20 protein-coding genes are annotated in these 19,096 nt (G+C 63.1%); 8 read left to right on the top strand and 12 right to left on the bottom strand.

Annotated features, from left to right (window positions below):
* Window positions 1–64: 64 nt before the first annotated feature.
* Entirely contained in the window at window positions 65–907 is an 843-nt protein-coding gene (locus E3T22_RS00995; protein WP_088456570.1) for an SDR family oxidoreductase, read from the bottom strand.
* A 64-nt stretch (window positions 908–971) separates the two neighbouring features.
* Here E3T22_RS00995 and E3T22_RS00990 point away from each other — a divergent pair, with 64 nt between their 5' ends.
* On the top strand, window positions 972–1,352 hold the full coding sequence (locus tag E3T22_RS00990) for a helix-turn-helix domain-containing protein (protein ID WP_134479761.1): 381 nt from the start codon (window positions 972–974) through the stop codon (window positions 1,350–1,352).
* A 34-nt stretch (window positions 1,353–1,386) separates the two neighbouring features.
* Here E3T22_RS00990 and E3T22_RS00985 read toward each other — a convergent pair whose 3' ends face one another.
* Window positions 1,387–1,767: a helix-turn-helix domain-containing protein gene (locus E3T22_RS00985; RefSeq protein WP_134479759.1), complete on the bottom strand. Its 381-nt coding sequence runs from the start codon at window positions 1,765–1,767 to the stop codon at window positions 1,387–1,389.
* A gap of 78 nt (window positions 1,768–1,845) precedes the next feature.
* Between E3T22_RS00985 and E3T22_RS00980 the strand changes: the two genes are divergently transcribed.
* Window positions 1,846–2,247: a nuclear transport factor 2 family protein gene (locus E3T22_RS00980; protein ID WP_088456573.1), complete on the top strand. Its 402-nt coding sequence runs from the start codon at window positions 1,846–1,848 to the stop codon at window positions 2,245–2,247.
* A gap of 43 nt (window positions 2,248–2,290) precedes the next feature.
* On the opposite strand, the gene E3T22_RS00975 is transcribed toward E3T22_RS00980, so the two are convergent.
* Window positions 2,291–2,797 carry a PepSY domain-containing protein gene (locus tag E3T22_RS00975; RefSeq protein WP_166789240.1) on the bottom strand — a complete coding sequence of 169 codons (507 nt, stop codon included), beginning with the start codon at window positions 2,795–2,797 and terminating at the stop codon, window positions 2,291–2,293.
* 214 nt (window positions 2,798–3,011) lie between these two features.
* Here E3T22_RS00975 and E3T22_RS00970 point away from each other — a divergent pair, with 214 nt between their 5' ends.
* Entirely contained in the window at window positions 3,012–3,650 is a 639-nt protein-coding gene (locus E3T22_RS00970) for an isochorismatase family protein (RefSeq protein WP_134479755.1), read from the top strand.
* 250 nt (window positions 3,651–3,900) lie between these two features.
* Here the strand turns inward: E3T22_RS00970 and E3T22_RS19580 are convergent, their stop codons facing one another.
* Window positions 3,901–4,155, bottom strand: a complete 255-nt coding sequence (locus E3T22_RS19580) for a helix-turn-helix domain-containing protein (protein ID WP_370291311.1) — start codon at window positions 4,153–4,155, stop codon at window positions 3,901–3,903.
* Between the two features lie 170 nt (window positions 4,156–4,325).
* Between E3T22_RS19580 and E3T22_RS00960 the strand changes: the two genes are divergently transcribed.
* Both E3T22_RS00960 and cynS read left to right on the top strand, forming a co-directional pair.
* A complete protein-coding gene (locus E3T22_RS00960) occupies window positions 4,326–4,613 on the top strand; it encodes a hypothetical protein (protein WP_174776213.1) in 288 nt (95 codons plus the stop codon).
* Window positions 4,600–5,037, top strand: coding sequence for a cyanase (cynS, locus tag E3T22_RS00955; protein WP_134479752.1), 438 nt, complete (start codon window positions 4,600–4,602; stop codon window positions 5,035–5,037). Before E3T22_RS00960 ends, cynS begins: the two co-directional genes overlap by 14 nt.
* Window positions 5,038–5,090: 53 nt before the next feature.
* Here the strand turns inward: cynS and E3T22_RS00950 are convergent, their stop codons facing one another.
* Entirely contained in the window at window positions 5,091–5,963 is an 873-nt protein-coding gene (locus E3T22_RS00950) for an HAD hydrolase family protein (protein ID WP_134479750.1), read from the bottom strand.
* A gap of 128 nt (window positions 5,964–6,091) precedes the next feature.
* Here E3T22_RS00950 and E3T22_RS00945 point away from each other — a divergent pair, with 128 nt between their 5' ends.
* Window positions 6,092–7,039, top strand: a complete 948-nt coding sequence (locus E3T22_RS00945) for a GlxA family transcriptional regulator (RefSeq protein ID WP_166789239.1) — start codon at window positions 6,092–6,094, stop codon at window positions 7,037–7,039.
* A 23-nt stretch (window positions 7,040–7,062) separates the two neighbouring features.
* On the opposite strand, the gene E3T22_RS00940 is transcribed toward E3T22_RS00945, so the two are convergent.
* The gene (locus tag E3T22_RS00940; protein ID WP_134479748.1) at window positions 7,063–8,277 is read right to left on the bottom strand and encodes an MFS transporter; all 1,215 of its coding nucleotides are present in this window, start codon (window positions 8,275–8,277) and stop codon (window positions 7,063–7,065) included.
* A gap of 387 nt (window positions 8,278–8,664) precedes the next feature.
* Here E3T22_RS00940 and E3T22_RS00935 point away from each other — a divergent pair, with 387 nt between their 5' ends.
* A complete protein-coding gene (locus E3T22_RS00935) occupies window positions 8,665–8,943 on the top strand; it encodes a hypothetical protein (protein WP_088456580.1) in 279 nt (92 codons plus the stop codon).
* A 750-nt stretch (window positions 8,944–9,693) separates the two neighbouring features.
* On the opposite strand, the gene E3T22_RS18930 is transcribed toward E3T22_RS00935, so the two are convergent.
* A complete protein-coding gene (locus E3T22_RS18930) occupies window positions 9,694–9,852 on the bottom strand; it encodes a hypothetical protein (RefSeq protein WP_166788818.1) in 159 nt (52 codons plus the stop codon).
* Between the two features lie 200 nt (window positions 9,853–10,052).
* Between E3T22_RS18930 and E3T22_RS00930 the strand changes: the two genes are divergently transcribed.
* Window positions 10,053–10,220 (top strand): sigma factor-like helix-turn-helix DNA-binding protein, encoded by a 168-nt coding sequence (locus E3T22_RS00930; RefSeq protein ID WP_241983559.1) that lies wholly within the window; start codon window positions 10,053–10,055, stop codon window positions 10,218–10,220.
* A gap of 573 nt (window positions 10,221–10,793) precedes the next feature.
* On the opposite strand, the gene E3T22_RS00925 is transcribed toward E3T22_RS00930, so the two are convergent.
* From E3T22_RS00925 to E3T22_RS00905, 5 genes are read right to left on the bottom strand one after another with little or no spacing between them, the layout of a single operon-like run.
* A complete protein-coding gene (locus tag E3T22_RS00925) occupies window positions 10,794–12,014 on the bottom strand; it encodes an MFS transporter (RefSeq protein ID WP_134479747.1) in 1,221 nt (406 codons plus the stop codon).
* A gap of 26 nt (window positions 12,015–12,040) precedes the next feature.
* Window positions 12,041–12,796 (bottom strand): respiratory nitrate reductase subunit gamma, encoded by a 756-nt coding sequence (gene narI, locus E3T22_RS00920; protein WP_134479838.1) that lies wholly within the window; start codon window positions 12,794–12,796, stop codon window positions 12,041–12,043.
* Window positions 12,796–13,446 carry a nitrate reductase molybdenum cofactor assembly chaperone gene (gene narJ, locus E3T22_RS00915; RefSeq protein ID WP_088456582.1) on the bottom strand — a complete coding sequence of 217 codons (651 nt, stop codon included), beginning with the start codon at window positions 13,444–13,446 and terminating at the stop codon, window positions 12,796–12,798. Before narJ ends, narI begins: the two co-directional genes overlap by 1 nt.
* Entirely contained in the window at window positions 13,443–15,167 is a 1,725-nt protein-coding gene (gene narH / locus E3T22_RS00910) for a nitrate reductase subunit beta (RefSeq protein WP_088456583.1), read from the bottom strand. Before narH ends, narJ begins: the two co-directional genes overlap by 4 nt.
* A complete protein-coding gene (locus E3T22_RS00905; RefSeq protein ID WP_198415069.1) occupies window positions 15,167–18,895 on the bottom strand; it encodes a nitrate reductase subunit alpha in 3,729 nt (1,242 codons plus the stop codon). Before E3T22_RS00905 ends, narH begins: the two co-directional genes overlap by 1 nt.
* Window positions 18,896–19,096: the final 201 nt, after the last annotated feature.

Raw genomic sequence — 19,096 nt, 5'->3', positions numbered from 1 at the left:
CGCGGACTGGCTCTACCTACAAGGTGATTCAGGGACGGTTAGCAACCCGGTGATCAGATCCAGGTCAGGCTTGGACGTCTCGAAGCCACTGCTCGATGGAGCGCGGTTCGATACCGAGACGTTGCTGTGCACTATCCCCCATTTCGATCTCCTCACCGGTCTGAGTGAGCCTCCAGTGGTAGGACGCAACAACCGGGTCAGCCCCGGCTTTGCCGAACAACGGCGTTATGAGGGCACCGAAGTCGTCCGGATCCTGCGCCTCAAAGCTCACGCTCCGGTCAAGATACGTTCCGAAACCCGTTGCCAAGTCGTCCCCAAGAAGACCGGGAAGAGCTCCGACCGCGACCACACCGGTGACCTCGGGCTGATCGAAGAGTCGAACCACCACGTCGGCGATGTCCAAGTGCGAACTCCACGACACACGGTAGTCGTCACGGATCGGATAACGCAGCATTCCCTCTTCACGGGTGGGTCCAGTCACTGTAGGCAGAAGGAGGTTCTCTAGGTAGAGCCGGGGTTCAACGATGGCTACTGACACACCGCTCGCCATGAGTCCCCTCACGAGAACCGACGCGGCGTCCTCCCCCGCCTCGGTCGTGTTCACGCGGTACCCGCTGGTAGAGGCGACCACCCGTGCGGGCTGGGCGCGCGTGACGGCTTCAACGATGGTCCGCGCGTGGGCGAGTTGCTGTTCGGCAGTCCCGATCGGCAGGTGCACGAAGAGGCCCTCGACTCCGCGGTAGGCCTCTTCCAGGGACTCGACCGAACTGAAATCGACGGCGACGGCGTCGCCCTCATAGTTGGATGGGTTGCGAACCGCGGCTGTGACGTTCTTGCCGGCTTTGCGGAGGGCTGCGACGACGGGGCCGCCTTGGGCGCCCGTGGCGCCGTGAATGAGATAGGTCATGGGAACCATTAGTGCACGCGATGCACCAGTTACGTCAACTGCACTAATGGAGTAGCCTCAAAATATGACATTTTCCGGTGCGCCCTGGCCAGAATGCGGCATTGCTCGATTCCTGACCCTGCTTGATGGCCCCTGGGCGACGCTCATCATCAGAGAGCTGCTGACCGGGCCGGCGAGGTTCACTGAGCTGCGCGATGCACTGACTGGCATCAGTGCCCACACTCTCACGAACCGGCTTCGACGTTTTGAGACCTATGGATTGGTGACCAGGACCGTGTACGCCGAGATTCCTCCTCGTGTGGTCTACGAGCTGACGGCGTCAGGTGAGGCGCTGCGCCCCGTGTTGGAGGCGATGAACACCTGGGCGGCCACAATGCCTCTGATCGACGCTGAAGGCGCCGTCCCGCTGCCCGCGTCCTGTGTGACCGAACCCGCGAGCGCGTAGCGGACACCAGGACTTCACGTGGACGCCGGTTGCGTCACCTGTCCGTCGGCCGTTGATCGTAAGCGTCTCGGGCGTCCAGAACCGCTTCGATGTGCTGCTCCGCCCAGATGCCCAAGGCGGTCAGAGGCTCGCGTAGCGTCCGCCCCAACGACGTGAGTTCGTATTCCACTCGAGGTGGCATCTCGTCGTACGCGGTCCTGGTGAGGACCCCGTCCCGTTCCAGGTCGCGAAGCGTTCCCGAGAGCACCTTGCCGCTGATGCCCCCGACGCTCTCGCGGATGGCACCGAACCGGGCCGGGCCGTCGCTGAGCGTGATGACGATCATCGCGGTCCACTTGTTGGCGATCTTCGCCAACGAGGTTCGGGAGGGGCAGGTAGCCAACATGACGTTCCATACCGGGGCTTCGTCCGACATGCATCTCCTTAGTTACGTTGAGGTAACAAGTTACCATCTGTGACTATGGGTGAACACACCGACGAAGGAGCCACCAAAATGACCGAGCCCACCCCCGCAGCCGTTGCTGAGACCTATTTCGCCGCCCTCGGCCGCGGCGATATCCCCACCGTGATGGCCCAGTTCAGCGACGACGTCCTCTGGCACCAGCCCGGCGCCCACCAGTTCTCGGGAGACCACCATGGCGTGGGCGGGGTCGGCGCCCTTCTCGGCGGAATGATGGAAGCCAGCGCAGGCAGTTTTCAGCTCGCCGTCGCCGGTGCCCCGATGGTCAATGGAGACGTGGTCGCCGTGCCGGTGCGGTTCTCAGGGAACAGTGCCGGAGCAACCATGGACATGGCCGGCATCGATCTGCTCACGGTCCGGAGCGGCAAGATCGTTGAGGTGCACCTGTTCTCCGAAGACGGCCCCGCTGAAGATGCCTTCTGGGGTCTGAAGTAACCCACTGACAGCGCTGTCGATCTGACTTGCGTGGGCGACTCGGTTACGCCGTTCTGAAGAAACGGCGCAACCGGGGCACCCTGCGGATCAGCAGCTGGTCCAGCGCGAGGACGATCAGCAGCGACAGCCCGAACATCGGCAGGAAGATGCCGAGGGCCGTCATTGCCATGAGCAAGACCCGGTTACCCCACACTGGCAGCTTGGCACGGGGAGCCGCAGTCCCGGAAGCCGTGCCACGCCGAGTCCACCACATGATCGGCCCCGACACGCACATGAAGATCACCGCCAGACAGAACAAGGTTGTTGCGATCATGTTGACGACCCCAAAGCGTCGCCCCTCGTGCACAGCGATCCTCTGGGATACCGCCTTGGCCACCGCACTGTAGTCGTCGTAGCCGTAGCGGGCTGCTATCGCACCAGAGTACTGATCGACGTGCACGGTCTGCTCTTGGGTCACATCGGATTCAGCCACGTTTCCGTTGTTGTCCCACTGACCATCTGTCACGCTGAGTACTCCTGTGTCGCCATCGGGATAGATGACGGACGTCACCAATCGCCCCCCCTCTCCCGAAGTTGCCCCGCGAGGGCGTCCGAACGCGGCGCATTGTCGCATCATCGGACGCATACGGGCGTAGCACTTGGGCGCTTCAACGGTTGGCCTGAATTCATCGCCTTGTGTCATGCGAGCCAATGGCATGCCGGGGCGGCGGACGTGACCATGGATGAGCGAAGATAATTTCGCTCAAATCTCAGGAGTAAAGACTATGCACACACCCCGTCGCGCACTGATCCTTGTTGACGTGCAGCAGGAGTATTTCAGCGGACCGCTGGAGATCAAGTACCCGGCTCACCAGGACTCCTTGCCGAAGATCACCGCCGCCATCGACGCGGCCACGTCCGCAGGAATTCCGATCGCTGTCATCCAGCACAGCGCTGGAGATGAGGCACCTGTCTTCAACCCGACGATGGCCGGTTTCGCGCTGCATCCCGAGATCGCGAACCGCCAGAGCCCCAGGTGGAAGTCCGTGACGAAGCAATTCGGCACGGTCTTCGCCGGCACGGATGTTCTCGACTGGCTGCGGGAGCACGAGGTCGACACGATCACCCTGGTGGGCTACATGACCAACAACTGCATCATCGCCTCGGCCGCCGAGTCCGAGACCCACGGGCTGACCGCCGAGGTCCTCTCGGACGCGACCGGATCCATCAACATCGCCAACGATGCGGGCTTCTCCGACGCGAAAACCGTGCACACGACCCTCATGGCGCTGTTGAACTCGAACTTCGCCGCGGTCGCCACCGCCCAGGCCTGGACCGATGCGATCGCAGACGGTTCCGTGCTGCCGAAGGACAACCTCGGCAGCTCCGCCGTCCTCGGCGCCCAGCGAGCAGCCGCACTCTGAGTTCACGAACCCGAAAGTCTCGCCTCCGTACTTGCTAAGCGTCCACTATCAGGGTCCTTCGCGGTATGACCACCGGATACTGCCCCGGACGCCGCCACGGCTTGTCAAACGGACGCATCTGCGTCTTCCGTTCGATACGAATGCCCCCACACCAGTGGCTGTGGACTGTACTACCCGCAGACGTGCTCAATCTGGTGATCGTCTGAGGTGTCACAGATGTGGCGCCTCAAACGCGCGAGCCGCTCCTCGACTAGCTTTCGTCAGGTGCGTGCAAGGAGGAGTGCCGGGAGGGTGGTGTGCCGTACTGGCGCCGGAAGGCGCGGGCGAACGCACTGGGCTGTCGGTATCCTCTGTCGAACGTTGCGCGTGGCACGGTGCTACCGCGGTCTATGAGGTGGCGCGCGAATTCGAGGCGTACCGCCCGGATCGTGGCTGCTGGAGTCGTGCCCGCTGCCGCGAATTTCATCTGCAGAGTCCTCACCGAGATGTGATTGTTCGCGGCCAGCGTGAGCGCCTAAAAATCTGGATCGGCGAAGTGCTCCCTGATCTGGCGGCGCATCTCGGATCGGAGGGCTGTGCGGGTGGGCGCTATCCCGAGGCGCCGTGCGGCTGACCTGACCGCGTCCTCCGAACGTCCACGGGCGCATCGCTAAGCGAACGGCGAGCCTGAATGGTGTGGAGGTCACGCAAATCACGTTCCACGTTGGCGCGCGCTGGTCCGCGGACCTCAAGGAATATGCGGGCACCGATCTGTGCGTGCTGCCACACGTGGCCCTCGTTACCGCCGGAACCCTTGCCGTCGAGATGAGAGACGGTGAGCATGCCGAGTTCTCCACCGGTGACGTGATGCTGCTCCCGCCCGAACACGATGCGTGGGCCGTAGGAGAAACCGATTGCACATTCGTCGAGTTCTCCCGTGGCGACGAATACTACGACGGCGAGGCAACGCATGGAGAAGCGTGAGGCCGGAGAGCTGGCAAACCAACTGCGCATCAAAAACGGGCTCAGCTGGGAGGACCTCGCGTCGGCTATCTCCCGCCCACCGGTGTGGACCGTAGCCGCGATCCTCGGCTTCCACCCGATTCCGGCCGACCAGGCACGTGCCCTTGGCGAGCTGCTGGGTTTGGACGACGACGCCGTCACAGCGATGCAGCGTCAGCCCTCCCGCACAGCAGACGACTCGATACGGAGCGATCCAACGATCTACCGGTTCTACGAGCTCCTCCAGGTCTACGGCCCCGCACTCAAGGAACTCATCCACGAGGAATTCGGTGACGGGATCATGAGCGCGATCAATTGCAATGTCGAACTCGGCCGCGTTGCACACCCCGACGGCGATCGAGTCCGGGTGACCATAGAGGGGAAATTCCTTGCCTATCAATGGTAAAAGCCGGTTCTCGTGGGGGTGTTCGGTCTGCAATGTAGACGGCCTGGCTACCTCTATCGAACGCGCTCAGGCTCCTCCGCGTCGGGACGCACTGGTCGAATTTCTGGACGTGTCAGACCTAGAGCATCGAAACCGAAGACTATTCCTTCACGGTCAGGGCCTGGGATGACCAAGTCGGCCAGCCGAAGCAACGCTTCGGGGGATCCTTCAACGGCGACAGCAGTACCAGCGAAGGCGAGCATTTCAAGGTCGTTGGCCCCATCCCCGATGGCAACGACGTCGCTTTGGTCGATTCCGAATCGAGCGATGACAGCGGCGATACCGACCGATTTGTCAACGCCGGGGATGTACAGCTCACCCGCCCTATCTTTCAGCCCCGTGATGGAACTTGGAAGTGCCGCGATATCGGTGCCGATCTCTTCCGCGAGGGCGGGAACCGGCACTCTGGAGTCGAAAATCGTGACTTTACCGAACGAACAATCGCTGAGGTCGTTGGGTACCTGAAGAGACGCGAGGATGTCGCTCGGCCCCTGTCCATCGCCGGGAAAGGCTCCAAAGAGAATCCCGTGAATCCGCTCGCGACTTCCGGGCGGCCCGAAGATCGCGGTGGGTGCTTCGAGGACGTAGGTGACGTCGTATTTCTCGAGGACGGAGATCGTTCTCGCGGCTAGGTCAGCCGAAAACCGCTGGTCAGACCAGACCTGCTCGTCAACCTCAATATAGCCGCCAGCAGCAGCGACAAGGCCGTCGAATCCGACGGCCTGCACGTTGCGAGCGAGCATCGATTTCGGTCGGCCCGTGCACAGGAATATCTTGTGTCCGTTGGACCGCGCACGACGAACGGCTTCTACGTGAGCGGGTGGGATGACTCCTCGATCAGCGAATGTCCCATCGAAATCGATGAACACGGCCTTGGCGGTGGTCATGTCAGCGGAAGTGGGTGTTGGGGTAACAACTGGATGGGGCACGTCTCCACGCTACCGGTCTTGTCGCCGTCTCCGCGACTGGCCCGTGTGCAGTATTACGATGGCATCAGGCCAGAGGAAGGGTTTCTGTGAAGATCGCGATCTACGCATTCGATGGTGTCCCGATGTTTCATCTTTCGGTGCCGCAGATGGTCTTCGATGAGGTGAGTCGGCAGGGGCTGGCCCAGTGGGAAACAGTTCTGTTCTCCGACCGCGCGGGCTCGATCCGCACTGCCGAGGGGTACACCTTGGGCCGGGTTATGGGTCTTGACGCTGTCCTTGACGCCGACTTGGTCGTCGTCCCCTCATGGATCGACGACGGCCGGAAGATCCGGCCTGCATTCCGGGCAACGCTTCTCAGTGCCCACGGTCGCGGATCGACGATCGTCGGGCTGTGCCTCGGGGCGATCACCGTCGCCGACCTTGGCCTTCTCGAGGGCCGAAGTGCGGTGACGCACTGGCACGCCGCCGGCGACCTGGCCCGGAGACATCCGGGCGTCACCGTAGACGCGGACGTGCTGTATCTCGATCACGGCGACGTGATGACGTCGGCGGGTACCGCTTCCGGTATCGACGCGTGCCTGCATGTAGTCCGGACGCGCCTCGGCGCCGAAGCGGCGAACCGGGTCGCGCGAAGCTTGGTCGTCGCACCACATCGGGAGGGCGGGCAGGCGCAGTACATCGAGCGGCCCCTGGCGCACCAAGCCGCAGCCGACCCCATCGCCGTCGCATCGACCTGGGCCCTGGAAAATCTTGGGGAGGATCTCGGCGTTGACCGCCTCGCGGCCGCGGCGCACATGAGTCGCCGCACCTTCGTACGGACTTTCCGCAACGCCACGGGGGCGACACCGGCCGCGTGGGTAAGGTCTCGCCGACTCGATGAAGCCAGACGACTTCTCGAGACGTCGGACCTCTCGGTCGATCAGATCGCCGCGTCGTGCGGATTCGGCAACCCCGTTACCCTGCGCCAGAACTTCGCCGCCGCGTTCGGCAGCACGCCGTCGAGCTATCGCCGCCGGTTCGACGCCCGGGCGTGACAGTCCGCTTCAACCGTTCCGGGTCAGCGAAGCGCCGCACGCACTGGCAAAGGCGACCCAGCACGATCGGTCAAAGCCTCGGGAGGCCTGACGACAGGGGTGATGAATGCAGCGGCCGCCACTAGGACGAGCGGGGCGATCAGTGCCGTCCTGAGACTGGAGTGTTCGCCAACGAACCCGATGAGGGGCGGCCCGACGAGCAATGCCACGTATCCGACCGTGGCCGCGAAGGCGACGCGCCTGGCGGGGTCTCCCTCTCCTTCTCCTGCCGCGGACAACGCCAAAGGGAAACCCAAGGACGCGCCCAGGCCCCAGAGGACGACGGCCGCTACTGCGGCGACCTGGCTGTCGACGAAGATCACCAGGGCCATGCCCACAACGGCGCTGAGGACACCGACTCGCAGAACAGGTGCACGGCCAAAACGGGCGACGAACGCCCCACCGACGAAGCGGCCGATCGTCATGGAGGCGGCGAATCCGGTGTACACGGCAGACCCCGATGTGGCGTCGAAACCGTGGCCGTCGACCATGACTAAGGGGAGCCAGTCGCTCGCGGTCCCTTCGGTGAGCGCCATCGCGAGCACCAACGCAGCGATAAGAAGAAGGCGCGTGTCGCGCCACAGAGGCAACCGAGGCGCCGCCGCCGTGAGCTCCGCTGCCCGAAGAACCTGCCCGGTTCCGCGCGGGATACGCGGAGCAGCCGCGCCCATGACGACGACGGTGACGGCCCCGATCGCGGACAAGTGCCACAACACCGGGACGTCGGTCGCGGTGAAAGCGATGCCCGCACCGGCACCGACGAGAGTGCCCAGACTGAAGAAGCCGTGCAGGGCAGGCAGCACGGGGCGGCCGATGGTCTTCTCGATGTCGGCGCCCTCGACGTTCATCGCGATCTCCCCGCCCCCCATCCCCAGCCCGAAGAGAAACAGGCCGATGATCGTCGCTGTGGCCGACGATGAAGCTGCCCCGACGCCGATCGTCGGCATGCTCAGGATGACCCCGATCGTGCCCGCGAGCATCACGGCCCTCGCTCCCCAGCGCGCGACGGCAGGACCGGACGCAAGGATGCCGATCATCGACCCGGCGGACAAGCCGAGCAGGATCAAGCCCATCTCCGATGTCGTCGCGCCCAGCAGATCCCGGATGGCCGGCGTCCGAGTCACCCACGAAGAGATCGCCAGCCCGGGCAGGGCGAAGAGGGCAAAAAGTGCCAGGCGGCGCGAGTGCAAGGTCGTCATGGTTCATTTCTCGGTCGTGGATACAGCGGTCCGGAATCAGCATTGAGATCACGAATGCCGCCCTAGGCCGAAAGCACGGCCTCTCAAATTCTGCAGGCGGCAGGCGATCTGGACCAGTGGCCTAGAAACCAAATACCGATGAATACGAGCCACAGGAAACGTGTAGACGTCTCCCTGACGTGCGCCACGACATGCAGTTCGAAGACCCCGACCACACCTTCGCTGCGGGCGAGGACGTGCTGTAGCCGGTCGCCCCTGCCGGCAATCGCCGGTGCGTTCGATGATCCGCAGTGGGGCACGAGGCACCCGCCGGCTTATCTATAGGAATGTCTTTTCTAACGGCCCGGGGGCGTGCGCCGGCGCTTGGCGATACGACAAGATAAGGGAATGGATCGCGCGTCAAACTACCTGATCGCAGACCTCGAGGAGCCATCAGGCACGCGCACTCGACGCCTGCTTCGTCGGGCATGGGCACTGATCCGCGCAGCATCGGGTGACGTCGAGATCGACGCCGACCTAGTCATCCGCCGGCGCGCGAGCGGAGCCGAGGTTCTACGCACTGCCGCTGACATCGGCGAACCCCACTTCTTGTTGGAGACCGTGCGCCGCGACCTCGAAACCAAGACCGTCGATGAGTTCGTGCGCGAATGGCGCGTCTTCGACTAAGGCGCAGCCCGCTGGGCGTCGGGCCCCACGTTACGAGATACCTCTCGGCTCGGCCGCAGGAGTGCGACTAATCCGACTGTCAAAATTCATCTCACCATCTCGCATCCGTAGGGCTACGAGACGCTCAAGGGCTGGCTTGTCGACAGACTATATTTCGCAGGCGGCGTTCCCCATTCTGTCGAGTCCTTCTAGCAGCTGTCCGATCTGCTCGGCCCAGCTCTCACTCGCACGGAGGACGACGGCCCGGTGCTTGCTCGCCGCTCCCCCGTCGCCGACTTAGAGGATGCAGGGATACCTACCTGTGCTCAATCCGTGCATGACGGCAAGCCACGCGAATTTCGACACCACGGATCGGCCCTAAACGTCTCTCGACAGGGCTTTCGCGTGCGCTCGTTCTAAATGAATTTGTTGTCTACAACAGCACTGTGGCCAGATACTCTGCCGAGAATGTGATTATGTAACAACAAAACCCCCGCTTGACCGGGGGTTGCTACTGCTGGGGTACCTGGACTCGAACCAAGAACAAACGATAGCCGTCTCGAGCTCTTCGTCCACCCACAACTGGGCCGGAATCCCGCGGATTTCCGCGGTTTTCATGGGTCTAGTGTACGCGCTGGCACGGACGAATACGGGCTCATTCTGGTCACACAGCGAGCTATCTGGTTCGTTTCTGGTCACACCGCCGACCGGTTCTGGGACTGCCGGAGAGCTAACCTACACGCGCTGCCCTCGGCAAAGCGCGACCTGAGGTCAGAGTGACGTGGTGTCCGTTGCCGGCGGGTTCTCGTTAGGAGTATCGCTATCGGTGTACTCGCCCTCTGCCTGCGTCTCGTCGGCGTCAATTTCCGGCGTGCCGGCCGCTGCCTCGGAATCGGTGTATTCACCATCAGCGTCGTCGTTGATTTTCATGGCTCTCCCTCTCGAACGAACAATCAGTCTATGTCGCTGGACTGACCAAGGACAGGCGTACGTGATGTGCCGTGTCCCCTGTCCGCCTGCGGACGACCCTACGGGATCCGGGAACGCTGTCCTTCGACACCCCGGCACAGTCGAAAGTAGTCCCTTAGACGTAGTGCAGCTTCTACTTCAAAACGGCGCACTGTCTAGCGTTGGCTAGCTTCCCCCTGGATCGAGAACGGGCCTGGCTCATGCGTGAGTTCGCCGGCTGCAGCTACGCAGATATCGCGATCGAACTCGTCGTTCCAGAGTCGACAATGCGCGGATTACTCGCCCGATCGCGTCCCACCCTCGCCGACGAACTGGCCGCCTGGCTCTAGCCAATAGCCGACGCCCGGCCGATGGACTCCTGTTCTATGGACCGCGGAGGAACTGCGGCGGCCGGCGCGCGCAGCGCCGCCCGCGACGCCCGCGACGCCCTTCGCAGGAAGCGCGTTAGCCGTCTGCGTCCGTGGCTCGAGCCGAGTAAATGCTAGTCGTGCTAACGGACTCGTCGTCAGAATCTTCGACGCCTATAACGGGACCACGCCAAAGGAGTTCGTTTGCTCGCGCATGCACCCGGGCACTATCAAAACTGAACCCACCACCTGGATGGCCTACGACCGTCAATTCGATCTGGTCTGCCGATTCGAGTTTGCCGGAGAACGCGATGTGCGCTAACTGCTGCGCCAGAGTCTCCTCAGCCTGATCGGTCGGAGCCTTGAGAAGGTCTCCTCCGAGTTCACCCAAACTTGAAAAACAAGAATTTGGCACAGATCGCTTCCCGTCATCGGCACGATCGTGGTTAGTCCCTAGATCCCACGGCACGCGCGCCTCCCCCATCTCTATCCATGCGCCGCGACCGTCCGATTGTGGCTGAGACGGGCGTCGTCTCGTTCATGTCGACGCAGGCATCACTGATTCGTGGTGACAGGCGTCTTGTCTTTCACAGAAAGCATCGTGAAGACCAGGGCCACCAGAGCAGTACCGGCTAGGAGGAGTAGTCCGATGGCGTAGCTGTTTTCCGCAGCGTTGTAGGTGGCCCCCATCACCAGCGGCGGAAAGTATCCTCCCAGCCCGCCGGCCGCGCTGACGATGCCGCTGACCGCACCCACCCTGGCGGGCGGTGCGTTTCGTCCGATCCAGGCGAAAACTCCTCCGGCGCCGAGGCCGAGAGCCGAGGCCATTGCGACGAAAGTCAGGCCGGCAGGGATCTCACCGTCGGGGCGGAGATTCACCACCCAGGCGAGAACTGAAACGGCTGCGATCGAGCCCATCACCACCGGTTTCGGCCCGACGCGGTCGGCAAGGATCCCTCCGACGGGGCGGAGGATAACGGCGGCAACCGCAAACCCCGCCGTCCGGGTTCCGGCGGCAGTGAGGTCGAAGTCGTAGATCTGGCGCAGGTAGGTGGGCAGGTAGGTGGAAAAGGCGACGAATCCGCCGAAAACCAGCGCATAGAGAAAGCTCATCTGCCAGGTCACGCTGAGCCGAGCAGCAGCAGCGAGCTTGGGCAGGAAGGGATCAGTGCTGGCCGTGAATCCTGGGGACTCGGCCATGAAGAGCCACACGATGACGGCAACAACGATGAGGAGCACCGCGAGGATGAGGTGAGTGGGAACGTATCCGAACCGTTCCACCAGGCGAGGCGTGAAGAATGCCGACAACGCGGTACCGCCCATCCCTGCCCCGAACACGCCGGTGGCGAAGCCACGTCGGCTCGGCGGGTACCAGTGACTCACGAACGGGATTCCCACGGCAAAAACGGTTCCGGCCACGCCGAGCAACAGCGCGGCGGCCACCAGGAAGACGTAGGTGTTGAGGGTTCCTGCAATCGCGACGAGCACCAGAGCAGGGACGGATGCTAGTAACACCAGTGCGAATAGGATGCGTCCGCCGAATCTGTCAGTGAGCACGCCCACCGGGATCCGGCCGATCGATCCGACAAGCACAGGCATCGCGACGAGCACTGATGTCTGGGCCGGGGAGAGGCCCATTGATTCGGTGTAGCGAATGCCCAGCGGCGACACGCTGGTCCATGCCCAAAAGCACACGACGGATGCGAGCGTCGCGAGGGCGAGGTTGGTCCCTCTACTGTGGTGTGCCCTCTGCCGTGCAGAGGTTCTCGAGCCCATCGGTGTGTCCATCGCCGCTGCTCCGATCAGCGCTTATCGGGAGTGCGATCCTTGGTGCCGATGGGCGCCCACCCGCGCCGCGCCGGCCGTACCTGCCCGGCTTCTCGATCCCTGGACCGGTAGACGATGTAGGGCCTGAACAAGTAGTGCAGAGGCGCGGTGAAAGCGTGCACCAGTCGGGTGAAGGGCCAGATTGTGAACAACAACATGCCGACGAGGGTGTGGATGTGGAAGGAGAACGGAGCGGCAGCCATAGCCGTGACATCGGGTTGCAGGATGAACAGGGATTGGAACCAGGGCGACACCGTTTCCCTGTAGTTGTGGCCGTGCTCACCGCTGAAGACGCTGGCGAGAGTGGTCCAGAGGCCCAGGACGATCGCAGCTGTCAACACGACGTACATGATCTTGTCATTGGTGGTCGTGGCCATGAAAACCGGCCCCGTCTTGCGTCGTCGATAGATCAGGATCACGATCCCGCCGAGAGTGCATACCCCAGCGACTCCCCCGACCAGCAGTGCGTTGAGATGATAGAAATCCTGGCTCATCCCGAAAAAGAGTGTCCAGGACATGGGGACCACCAGGCCGAAGAAATGCCCGGCGATGACGGCTAGGAGCCCGAAGTGAAATATCGGGGATCCGATCCGCAGGAGGCGGGATTCGTAGAGTTGGGATGAACGGGTGGTCCAACCGAATTGGTCATAGCGGTAGCGCCAGATGGTCCCACCGATCAGGATCGCCACCATCACGTAGGGGAGAATGCCCCAGAGCAGCACGTCCCACATCATGAGCCGCCGTTCAGGGGAAGCAGACGGGGGTCGTAGGGTTCGAGGCCGACACTTTCGGCCGGTGGGCCGACGCCCGCCATGGTTTGGACGGCCTGTCGATCGGCGGGTGATGGGCCGGGAAGGGTGGCACAAATGCCCTCCACCACGGTGGCGTACGGTGACTTGTGCTCGGTGAGCGCGAGTCGGAGCATTTCGACACTGGGCCGGTATCGGATGAGCAGATCGCGACCCGCCATCGGGCCGGCCAACGCGGCGAACTCGAGAACCAGCGGTAAGAAGTCGGGCAGCTCACCGTGGGTGTTGGTCAGGTAGTCACTGCCCCGGTACACCTGCTTGAACTCAGCCAACACGTCACCCCGGCGACGGGTGTCGCCGTCGGTCCAATACGAGAGATAGAGCGGATGGTGCTTGCTCAGGTCGAACGTCTCCACGTAGGAACGCTCCAGGGTCCCCAACGCGGTGTTCTCGAGGTACCCGATGAACGCTGTGAGATCCGGTGCAGCCGGGCCGTGTTCGGCCAGCGCGGACCGCATCAACGCGCACCGTTCCAGGAGTTTGGCATCCGGGTACGACAGACACCAGGACGCGGCCTGATAGAACACGCGCTGCGCCAGGCTGTGCGCGGCGGCGGCTCGATCGCGCCTCATAGCGAGCCGCCCTTTTCCGTGGGCGGGCGCAGATCGCCCGGCGACGGGGCCGCAGCGCTTGGTCGGTCGCGTTTCTCGGGAAAGAGACCGGTCGGGCTACCGTTGCCGTCCCAGTTCAGTAGATTGACGCGGCCTCGGAGGGCCTGCTCGCCGGCGGGAGTATCGGACGTCTGCCGGTCTTTCAGCGCGTAGAAGTTTTCCACGGCCACGGGTGTTGGCCTGCCGCTCGCCTCACCGAACGGCGAGTCTTCATACATGCCCGGACCACCCTCAAAATCGACCGAGCACCCCATCTCCTCCAGGTCGTGTGCCTGCTCGACGTGTGCCTTGGGAATGACGTAACGCTCGTCATACTTCGCGATCGCCATCAGCCTGTACATCTCGTACATGGAGCCCGGTGACATCCCCACGGCTTCCGGAATCGACGGGTCGGGTTCCTGTTCCATCGTGATCGCCCGCATGTAGGCACGCATCGCCGCAAGCTTGCGCAACACCTCGGTGATCTTGTCGGTGTCGCCGGCGGTGAACAGCTCAGCGAGATACTCGACGGGGATGCGGAGTGCGTCGATGGCGCCGAAGAGATTGCCGCTGTCTTCGGCGTCGTGGCCCTGCTCGCTCAGCAGGTCAACGATGGGAGACAGCGGCGGCACGTACCAGACCATCGGCATGGTGCGATACTCCGGGTGCAGCGGCAGCGCCACTTTGTATACCTTGGCGAGCGCATATACCGGCGACTTCTTCGCTGCGTCGAGCCAGTCGGCGGGGATGCCCTGGTCGAGGGCGGCTGCGGCCACCTCGGGGTCGTTGGGGTCTAGGAGTACGTCCATCTGCGATTCGTACAGGTCAGTCACGTCCGTCACCGCGGCGGCGTCGGTGACCCGGTCGGCGTCATAGAGGAACAGACCGAGGTAGCGGAGGCGGCCGACACAGGTTTCGGAGCACACGGTGGGAAGACCGACTTCCACCCGCGGATAGCAGAAGGTGCACTTCTCGGCCTTACCGGTCTTGTGGTTGAAGTAGATCTTCTTGTAGGGGCAGCCGGTGATGCACTGGCGCCAGCCTCGGCACTTGTCCTGGTCGACGAGAACGATGCCGTCTTCGACGCGCTTATAGATGGCACCGGACGGGCACGACGCCATGCAGGAGGGGTTGAGGCAGTGCTCACAGATCCGCGGAAGGTAGAACATGAAGGTCTGTTCAAAGGCGAACTTGATCTTGTCTTCCGACTCCCGCCGCACCTTTTCGACGATGGGGTCGAGGTGCCCCATCTCCGGGGCGCCGCCGAGGTCGTCGTCCCAGTTGGCCGACCAGCTAATTTTGGTGTCCCGACCGGTGATCAACGATTTTGGTCGGGCCACCGGGAAGTCGTCTCCGAGCGGAGCGTCGATCAGGGTCTTGTAGTCATAGGTCCAGGGCTCGTAGTAGTCCTTCAACTCGGGCTGCACGGGGCTCGCGAAGAGTCCGAACAGCTTTTTCAGCCGTCCACCGCCCGTGAGCACCAGTCGGCCCTTCTTGTTAAGCTGCCAGCCGCCCTTCCACCGTTCCTGGTCTTCGTAGCGGCGCGGATACCCTTGTCCCGGCCGGGTCTCGACGTTGTTGAACCAGACGTATTCGGTGCCGGCGCGGTTCGTCCACGCTTGTTTGCAGGTCACCGAGCAGGTATGGCAGCCGATGCACTTATCGAGGTTCATCACCATGCCCATTTGAGCCATAACGCGCATCAGTACCGCACCTCCTGGGAACGCTTTCGTATTGTGGTGACCATGTCACGCTGGTTGCCGGTGGGTCCCAGGTAGTTGAACGCGTAGGACAACTGCGCATACCCACCGATAAGGTGGGTGGGTTTGACGAGCAGTCGGGTGGCCGAGTTGTGGATGCCACCTCGGCGGCCGGTCGCCTCGGACTTCGGCACATCGATCGTGCGCTCTTGGGCGTGGTAGACGTAAACGACACCCGCGGGCATCCGATGGCTGACGATGGCTCGGCACACATACACCCCGTTGGTGTTGACGCACTCGATCCAATCGTTGTCGGAGACCGAGATCGCCGCAGCATCCGCGGGGCTGATCCACGCTGTCGGACCTCCTCTGGACAGCGACAGCATGAAGAGGTTGTCCTGGTACTCCGAGTGGATCGACCACTTCGAGTGCGGGGTTAGGTAACGCACCGTGATCTCGGAAGTTCCGTTCGGGCCAAACCGCGGTTCGCCGAACAGCCGCTGCATATCCAGCGGTGGTCGGTAGATTGGCAGGGCCTCGCCCAGGTCGCGCATCCAGTCGTGGTCGAGGAAGAAGTGCATCCGACCGGTGAGGGTGTGCCAGGGCTTCAGCCGCTCGACGTTGATGGTGAACGGGGAATACCGGCGCCCACCCGTCTCGGACCCGGACCACTCCGGGGATGTGATTACCGGAACGGGCCCCGCTTGGGTTTGCGCGAAGGTCACCCGCTTCTCTTCGGAGCCTTCGGCGAGGTCGGCGAGCTTCATGCCGGTCTGTTCTTCCAGTTCGCGGAAGCCTTGCACGGCAAGTTCGCCATTGGTCGTTCCGGAGAAGCTCAGGATGGCTTGGGCGAATTTCGCATCGGTATCGATGGCCGGGCGACCGTTGCCCGCCCCGCCGAGCATCAACCCGTTGCTCTGTGCGAGCCGCTCAATTTCGTGCTCCATCCGGTAGGTGATGTTCTTGACGGTGAAGCCGCGTTCCTCCGCGAGCGGTCCGACCGTGGCGAGCTTCTCCGCGATCGCGGTGTAGTCGCGCTCAACGATCGAGAAAACCGGCATGTTCTGACCGGGTACCGCCGGGATATCCGTGTCCCGCCAGTCGCGGACCACTCCACCGGGCTGGGCGATCTCCCCCGGCGTATCGTGTTGCAGCGGCACACTGACCAGGTCCCGCCGGGTGCCGAGATGCGTCTTAGCCTGGCGGGAAAACTCCTCCGCGAGCAGACGGAACGTGTCAAAGTCGGTTTTCGCCTCCCACGGCGGGTCGATGGCGGGGCTGAAGGCGTGCACGAAGGGGTGCATATCGGTGGAGGAGAGGTCGTGCTTTTCGTACCAGGTGGCAGCGGGAAATACGATGTCCGACAACAGCGTTGTCGACGTCATCCGGAAATCTGCGGAGACAAGGAGGTCGAGTTTTCCTTCCGGTGCCTCGTCGTGCCATTTCACGTCCCGGGGTCGGGCGGCGTTCACGTGGTCGGTGCCCATCACGTTGTTATGGGTGCCGAGGAGGTTGCGCAGAAAGTACTCGTTGCCCTTGGCCGACGAGCCGAACAGGTTCGAACGCCAGAGCACCAGGGTGCGCGGCCAATTCTCGGGAGCGTCGACATCGTCGATGGCCGGGTTCAACCGCCGGTTCTTAAGGGCGTTGGCGATCCAGGTCGGGGTATCTGGTGCCTCCCCCGAATCCACCGCCGCTTGGGCCTCATCGGCGAGATCAAGCGGGTTGCGGTCGAACTGCGGGTAAAACGGCATCCAACCGAGCCGGTTCGACTGAGCGAGGGTGTCCGCGGTGTGCATTCCATCAAAATGTCCTTCGGCGAGGGGGGACTTGAGGGAGTCGGCCGAGTACCCATCAGAGCGCCACTGATCGGTGTGCATGTACCAATACCCGGTCCCGATCATGGTCCGGGGCGGTCGGCTCCAGTCCAAACCGTTCGCGAGGGAAATCCACCCGGTGATCGGACGGGTCTTTTCCTGACCGACGTAGTGCGCCCAACCGCCGCCGTTACGCCCCATGCACCCGGTGAGCATCACCAGCGAGAGCACCGCGCGGTAGGTGGCGTCACCGTGGAACCACTGACAGATGCCAGCGCCCATGATGATCATGGATCGCCCCTTCGATTCCTCGGCGTTGCGGGCAAATTCGCGCGCGACCCGGATGCAGGCGGCAGCCGGCACACTCGTGATCTCCTCTTGCCAGGCCGGCGTATACGGGGTCGACGCATCGTCGTAGTCGGTGGCCCAGTCTCCCGGCAGCCCCGGACGGCCAACCCCGTACTGGGCGAGCATCAGGTCGAACACTGTGGTGACCAGGTGACCGGCCACCCGCCGGACCGGCACACCCCGGGTCACCACCGAGCCCTCGCCGGAGGGCGCCTCGAAGCAGGGCATCCGAATTTCGGCGGTTTGGGCGGATGCGCCGCCGTCGGCCTCGTCGAGAAGGCTCAGGACCGGGTCGACACCCTCCAGGTCAAGGTTCCACTTGCCCTTACCCGCCTCCCCATACCGGTAACCGATGGACCCGTTGGGCACCACTGGAGCGCCGGTGGCCGAGTCGATCAAAACCGTCTTGAAGGCGGCATCAGGAGTGTTCGCCTGGTCGGGTAGGTCCGTCGCCATCAGGAATTTAGTCGGCACGAGGCCACCGTCAGCGTGCTCCTCGATGCGGACGAGGAAAGGCAGATCGGTGTAACGGCGTACGTATCCGCTGAAGTACGGAACCTCGCGGTCCACAAAGAACTCCTTGAGCATCACGTGGCCCATTGCCATCGCGAGCGCAGCGTCTGTGCCGGCCTGGGCGGGCAGCCACTCGTCGGCGAACTTCGTGTTGTCGGCATAGTCCGGACTGATCGCGACCACCTTCGTGCCCCGATACCGCACCTCTGCCATGAAGTGCGCGTCGGGCGTACGTGTCACTGGAACGTTCGATCCCCACATCATCAGGTAGGTGGAGTCCCACCAGTCCCCCGATTCAGGCACATCGGTTTGGTCGCCGAACACCTGCGGAGAGGCCACGGGGAGGTCGGCGTACCAGTCGTAAAACGATGTCATTACCCCACCGATGAGCTGAATGAACCGGTTTCCCGCCGCGTGAGACACCATCGACATGGCCGGAATCGGGGAAAAGCCGGCGCACCGGTCCGGACCGTACTTCTTGATCGTGTGAACGTGGGCGGCAGCGGCGATCTCAACCGCCTCCTGCCACGGAATGCGAACGAGCCCGCCTTTCCCTCGCGCCTTCTGGTAGCGACCGCGCCGTTCAGGGTCATCTACAACGTCTGCCCAAGCGAGCACGGGATCTTTCAGCCTCGCCTTGGCCTCCCGGTACATCTCGACGAGCACACCTCGGCCGTACGGATACCGCACCCGTGTTGGCGAATAGGTGTACCAACTGAATGCGGCACCCCGAGGACACCCGCGCGGCTCGTACTCCGGACTGTCGGGGCCGACCGAAGGGTAATCGGTCTGTTGCGACTCCCAGGTGATGATGCCATCGCGAACATATACCTTCCACGAACACGATCCAGTGCAGTTGACCCCGTGGGTGGAACGCACCACCTTGTCATGACTCCACCGGTCACGGTAGAACACATCACCCTTGCGCCCGCCCTCACGGAACACCGCGCGTCCATCATCTGTCTGGTCCCACCGCGTGAAAAAACGGCCAAGCGCCAACATGGTGTCCGACGCTTTCCCGTCCAAACCGGCAGGCACTGAAGCAGCTGCCATGGCCAAATACTATATTTCGCCCTCCCAGCGCGCTAGTGATCAGTGAGCTTTCGTCACGTCAGTGTTTCCGGGCGCACCGTGCACCACTACGTCATCTTCGATCACTTGGGACGAGAGGCCGCCAACACCTGGTGGAGGCGCGGACGAATGCGTCGAACGGTACGTGCCCGCAGCAGCCGTCGTTCTAGGGTTGGTGAACCA

Source organism: Cryobacterium sp. TMB3-10 (assembly GCF_004402305.1).
Lineage (GTDB): Bacteria > Actinomycetota > Actinomycetes > Actinomycetales > Microbacteriaceae > Cryobacterium > Cryobacterium zongtaii.
This window is presented reverse-complemented; position numbering and strand designations above follow the sequence as displayed.